Annotated in this window: 5 protein-coding genes; 3 read left to right on the top strand and 2 right to left on the bottom strand. The window is 70.1% G+C overall.

Annotated elements, in window-relative coordinates:
• Positions 1–866: ABC transporter permease (locus VIB55_RS23790; protein ID WP_331879173.1), on the bottom strand; the 866-nt coding region annotated here is incomplete at its 3' end.
• Positions 867–875: 9 nt separating this feature from the next.
• Positions 876–1,754, bottom strand: a complete 879-nt coding sequence (locus VIB55_RS23785) for an ABC transporter ATP-binding protein (protein WP_331879172.1) — start codon at positions 1,752–1,754, stop codon at positions 876–878.
• 511 nt (positions 1,755–2,265) lie between these two features.
• On the opposite strand from VIB55_RS23785, the gene VIB55_RS23780 reads away from it, so the two are divergent.
• The 3 genes from VIB55_RS23780 to VIB55_RS23770 all read left to right on the top strand — a co-directional run.
• Complete coding sequence (locus VIB55_RS23780) at positions 2,266–4,122, top strand: hypothetical protein (RefSeq protein WP_331879171.1); 1,857 nt, start codon at positions 2,266–2,268, stop codon at positions 4,120–4,122.
• 297 nt (positions 4,123–4,419) lie between these two features.
• Entirely contained in the window at positions 4,420–5,694 is a 1,275-nt protein-coding gene (locus tag VIB55_RS23775) for an aldo/keto reductase (RefSeq protein ID WP_331879170.1), read from the top strand.
• Between the two features lie 17 nt (positions 5,695–5,711).
• Positions 5,712–6,158 (top strand): hypothetical protein (locus VIB55_RS23770; protein WP_331879169.1); only part of this gene is annotated, 447 nt, incomplete at its 3' end.

Raw genomic sequence — 6,158 nt, 5'->3', positions numbered from 1 at the left:
GCCACCTGCGGCGCTTCCACGGCCTCTCGGCCCGCGAGCGTCTGCTTCTTCCGCTCGCGTCTCGACATCCCCTGGTCCGCGAAGCGGTAGACGGCGTGGGCCAGCGCCAGGCAGCCGATGGCGATGGCGATCCACAGCAGGCGGTTGTAGAGCAGCGCGCCGCTGAACTCGGGAAGCGTCACGTTCCGCTCGGCCACCGTCCAGTACCGCGTGGCATCGTTCAGCGCGCGTCCCCCGAACGGGTCCGCCATCGCGGCCGCCGTCTGCAGCTGCGGCCGGTCGGCGAAGGCGCCCTCCAGGACGAAGTAGGCGGAGACGAAGCTGATGACGCCCAGGTAGGAGCCCATCATCGACCGCGTGATCGTCGCCAGCGCGAAGAAGATGGCGGAGTGGACGAGGATGTTGGGGAGCCCGACCAGAAAGTAGCCGTACAGATGGTCGATCAGCCGATAGGGTCCCACGGTCGCGGGATCTGCCCAGGGCATCATCGATCCCAGCCAGATGCCCAGCGGCACCAGCAGAAGGCAGAGCGCCGCGATGGCGAACGCGCCCAGGAAGCGGCCGGCCAGGTACGCAAACTTGCTGATCGGCGTGGACCGCATGATGGGCCCGTAGCCGGTCTCGTCGTCGCGGATCACCGCGTTGGCGACGAACGACGTGGTTACGAACATGAAGAAGATCGAGACCATCAGGTAGTTCCGCAGCGTCGCGAAGGCCGCGTTGTGCAGCAGGCCGCCTTCCGAGCCGAGCGCGAACCCGGTGCTGATGGAGACGAAGTACAGCGCGAAGACCGCCGCGGCGGAAACCCAGAGAAGCGGGTTGCGCAGCAGGTAGCGGAACTCGAATCGGGCGATGTCGATGAGCATCGTCTTTCCTCAGGCCGCGCGGCGCGACTGCGCCAGGGTCGAGAAGTAGACGTCCTCCAGCCCGGCATCCACCGGGGTAAAGCCGTCGCGCGGGTCCTGGTCCGCCAACACGTGCACGATGGTGCGTCCGGCGAAGAGGCGCGTGGAGAGCACGTCGTAGCGTTCGCGGCAGGCGGCCAGTTCGCCGCGGTCGATCACCTTCATCCAGATCCGGCCACGGGTGGAGAGGATGAGGTCCAGCGGCGCGCCTTCCAGTTGCACCCGCCCGTCCGCCAGCACCGCCATCCGTGGGCAGAGGTCGGCAACGTCCTCCACGATGTGCGTGGAAAGGATCACCACCACGCTTTCGCCGATCTCCGCTAGCAGGTTCAGGAAGCGGTTGCGCTCCTCCGGGTCCAGCCCGGCGGTCGGCTCGTCGACGATGATCAGCTCCGGGTTGCCGATCAGCGCCTGGGCAATGCCGAAGCGTTGCCGCATCCCACCGGAGAAGCCGGCCAGCGACTTCCTGCGGACGCTCCACAGGTTCACCTGCTGCAGCAGGCTTTCCACCGTCGCCTGGCGATCGGCGGCGGAGGCGACGCCCTTCAGCACCGCCATGTGGTCCAGCATCTCGTAGGCGGAAACGCGCGGATACACCCCGAAGTCCTGCGGCAGGTAGCCCAGGGTGCGCCGCAGCTTCTCCGGCTCGGCGATCACGTCCACGTCGCCGAAGCGGATGGCGCCCTCGGTCGGCGTCTGCAGCGTGGCGATGGTGCGCATGAGGGTAGACTTCCCCGCCCCGTTCGGACCCAAAAGGCCGTACATGCCGCGCGGTATGGACAGGGTGACGTGGTCCAGGGCGCGCGTGCCGTTGGCGTACACGTGGCTGACGTCGGACAGGTTCAGCATCGATTCTCCAGGGATGGGCATCGGCGGGCGGTACGATGGATGGGGAGCGGTCCGCGCCGTCGATCGTCGGCGCTCCGTCAGGCCGATCGCCAGTGGTGATCGGCTCGCTCCGCAAAGCTGCAGCGCAGGACGAAGTCTCGGAAGCGGACTTCCGATGAACGGCAGATTGGGTCGGTCGAATGGAGAGGACGGAGGTCGGCGGCACGCTTGGAGACCCCGGACGCGCCGCCCCGGGTGTGGCGGAAAACGCGATGCTGAACGCGTTCGAGATCGGCGGCGGGACGACTCGCGGATGGGCGGCCGTCGACAGCTGGCAGCGGCGCGGGAACCCGTTGGACGACTTTGCGCGCCAGTCGCGAACGTATACATTTGGACGCCTGCTCCGGGGAGGAGGCCACGTCACAAAACGTCTGAAATCTCCCTCGCCGCGCGTTCACTGGCCACCGCCCCCGCCGACGCGCAAACGGGCTCGCGGGACTCGCCCCACCAGCTTCACGACTCGGAGGTCGCCGTGCGCCCTGCCCCGCTGCTCCCCGCGCTCCTCGTCGCGCTGGTCGTCGCCTGCGATGGCGGCGCGCCCGTAGAGCCGGCGCAACCGGTTCACCTCGCCTCCGTCGACACCCTCCGTCCCGGGCAGATCGTCCAGGTCCGCGGCTCCGGCCTAAGCAGCCTGCGCTCCCTGCTGCTCGACGGGGTGGCGGCCACGGAACTCGTCGCCCACTCCGACAGCGTCGCCGCGTTCCGGGTGCCGTCCATCCGCGCCTGCGAAACCGACATGCGCGCGGTGAAGGTGTCGGCGGAGGGATCGGGGCCCATCGATGCCGTCGTACGCGTCCCGCCGAGCGTCTCGCTGCGCCCGGCCGAGTCACGCGTCCTCGCCCCGGCCGACCTGCAGTGCCTGCGCCTTCCCGCGGCGGACGAGGACTACGTGCTGAGCGCCGCCAACCTGGCGGTGCCGACGGCGGAGATGGAGTCGCCCCGGATGCTGGTCTCCGTCCGCCTTCTCGGCACCGGTGACGCCACCTCCCCGGCGCTCGCATCCACCGACGCACGGGGACCGCTCCCACCATTCTCCGCACCCGGTGCCGGCACGCCGCTGGAGCCCACGGTGCCGAACGTGGCCCCGCTGGCGGGCGACTACTCTCAGGCGCCGGTGCCCTTCGACCCGCGCTACGCGACGGCGGTCGTCGGCGACACGCTGCGCTTCGTGGACTGGTTCTCCGCAGCGCCGGACATCTGCAATCAGCCGGCGGCATCGGTGCCCAGCTTCCGGGCGAAGGTGGTCGCCCTCTCGGGCCGGGTCGCCGTCGTCGTGGATCTGCGGCACCCGTCTGCCGCGGCGTTCCTGGACCCGGCGACGAACGGCTGGCTGCGCGACGCGGCAGGGATGGCCGACCGGTGGCTGCTGCCGACCATGCGCTCGCTCTTCGACGCCGACTTTCAGCCTCCCGCCGGCGGCGGCGGCCGCTTCTACGTGCTGCTCGGCTCCCTTCAGTTCGGCACCGGCTTCGCCTACGACGGGCCGCTGCCGACCATGAACCTCGCCACCCAGGCGAGCTGCCCGCGGTCTTCCGAGATGGTGGTAAGCCTTCACAGCGCCGACCGGTTCGCGCTGCCGCAGTACCAGAACCCGGGCTTCGTGGCGGGGGTGTTCCTTCACGAGTACGCCCACAACGCCGACGCGCTGACCAGCCGCCGCGGTCGCATCGCCGGCATCCTGGGCGAGGGACTGGCCACGCTCGCGATGGAGTCGGCCAGCCGCATCGCCTCGGGGCAGCCGCTCGGCGCGCGCCACTCGGCCGTCGGCAGCGGCGCACCGGCCCACTTCGAAGGCGCGGTCGGCCTGTGGGGCACGCAGCCGGAGCAAGGGCCCTGGCAGAGCAACGGCCGCTACGGGGCGAATGCGCGCATGCTCCTGTTCCTCCGCGAGCTGGCGGGCGAGGCGTCCACGGATCACGGGCGCCGGCCGACACTGTACCAGCGCCTCATCTACGCGCCCGTCGACTGGACCGATCGCCCCGCGGTCATCGGGCAAATGACCTCGGTGCTCGGCATCGGCTACGCGGACCTGACGGACCGGCAGGCGCTCGCCAGCGTCACCGCCGGGCTCATCGACCCGGGCGTAGTGCACGACCTGCCGCGCTACACGTCGTGGGACCATGCCGAGCGTGCGCGCCTGTCCGGCCCCCTTTCAGCGGGTTTCCCGGGCCGCGCCAGCCGGCGCGCCAGCGGCGAACACACCCTCGCGGCCGCGGACGGCGGGCACGCGGCAGTGTACCTGATGGCAGACGGTCCACGCGGGATCTCGCTGGAGCTCGTGTCGATGGCGCCGGTGGCGCGCGTCGTCCGGCTGACGCGGCTGCGCTGAGCGTTTCTCGAACGAACCAGCATGCCCGGCGGAACGACGCGACGGCGCTTCGGTACGCTCCGCCGCCGTTCGTACCTTGCGTCCTCGGGCGGGGGCCTGGGCTCCCGCGTGTTGCGATCCGCAATTACTTGGCTTAATCTGACGGGACACTCGTGAGAAGGCACCCCCGATGGCGTCGTATGGACGAGGACGCCGGCCATCCGGCCGAGCCCCGCGGAACGCTCGATCGAGGCAGCCGGCAGATGAAAACGACGCCGTCACGGCTCGTGATCACTCACCCTCCACGCAGAAGATCGTATGATCAACCGTCGTAAGTTCCTCGGCATCGCCGCCGGCGCCGGCGCCGCGGTGGCGCTCACTCCGGAACTGCTCCGTGCACTCCGGGATCCGGGCGCGGCGCTCATCCAGCGGGCCATTCCGTCCTCCGGCGAGACGGTCCCGGTCATCGGCCTCTCGTTCTCCAACCACGCCGGGTGCGCGGATCCCGCCGCGCTCAAGGAGGTCCTGAAGACCTTCGCCGACAACGGCGGCCGGGTCTACGACGCGCAGCACGGCAACGGGGCCGCGGAGCAGTTCCACGCCACGGCCGCGAACGAGCTCGGGATTACGAACCGGCTCTTCTGGTCCACGCGGGGCACCCCTCCCGGCCCGGCGCAGCTCGGGCCCGGCTCCGTGAAAGCCCACGTCGACACGCTGCTGGCGAGGCTCGGGGTGCCGCGGCTGGACCTGGTCATGCTCCCCCCCCAGGGCGACCCCATGCACCTCGCCGCGCTCAAGGAAGAGAAGGCGGCGGGGCGCGTCCGGTACATCGGCGTGCAGGTGATCGCCGACGCCGTGTATCCCCAGCTCGAAGCGGTCATGCGCAGCGAGCCGATCGACTTCATCGGCGTCGACTACGACGTGGGCAACCGCGGGCGCGTGGAGGACACGATCCTGCCGCTGGCCCTGGAGCGGAAGATCGGCGTGATGGCGTTCTTTCCCTTCGGCAACGCCGGGGGAGCCAGCTGCACCGCGAGCGGCACCAGCCTTTTTTCGCGCGTCGCCAACCGCCCCCTTCCGGAGTGGGCCGCCGAGTTCGACGCCCGGAGCTGGGCGCAGTTCTTCCTCAAGTACGTCATCAGCCACCCGGCCGTCACCGTGGCCCGCGTGGGAACGACCAAGGCCACGCACATGCTCGACAACATCGGCGGCGGCATCGGCCGCCTGCCCGACGAGGCGACGCGCCGGCGCATGGCGGAGCTGATCGACTCGTTTCCGCAGGCAACGCTCGCGGCTCCGGCGCACGCAGGCCACGGCCCCCCGGGCTCGCTCATGCTGCCGGCGGCCGTCCTGGACCGCTACGTGGGCGAGTACCGGACGACGGGCGGAACCCTCCTGAACTTCCGCCGCTACGGGGCGATGCTGGTGGCGAAGATGGGCAGCAACCCGGACACCGTCATCTACGGGCGCTCGGACACCCGCTTCCAGCTGGGCCCCAATTTCATCGAGTTCCAGCTCGACGGCACCGGAAAGGCCACCGGCCTGGTCCTGGAGCAGGGCAGCCAGAAGGTCCAGGCATCACGCATCCGCTGAGAAGAGGAAGGGATCGAATGATCAACCATCGCAACGCCGGGATCGCGGCAGGTGTGCTCGCTCTCGCCATGGCGGCCGAGCCCATGGAGGCGCAGGGACCCGTGCGCGTTCCCAGGTCGGTGCTCGAGCGGTACGTGGGCGAGTATGAGGCGAACGGAAACACCATCAAGATCCTCGTCGCCGGAGACACGCTCATCCGGGAGCAGCCGGGACAGCGGCATGCCTTCGTGCCGATTTCCGAAACCCTGTTCAGGATCGGCGCCATCCTCACGACGGAGTTCGTGATCGACGCGGCGGGAGGCGTGACGCAAATCGTCAGCGACGGCGTGGGCATGGAGTCCCGGATCCGCCGCAAGGGGTCTCCCGCGGCGCCGCCACCGCCGCCGCCGCCCGCCGCGGTGCGTGTTCCCAGGGCGGTGCTGGAGCGGTACGTGGGCACCTACGAATACATCCGGGGGCAGATG

The sequence above is a fragment of the Longimicrobium sp. genome (assembly GCF_036554565.1).
Taxonomy (GTDB): Bacteria; Gemmatimonadota; Gemmatimonadetes; order Longimicrobiales; family Longimicrobiaceae; genus Longimicrobium.
This window is presented reverse-complemented; position numbering and strand designations above follow the sequence as displayed.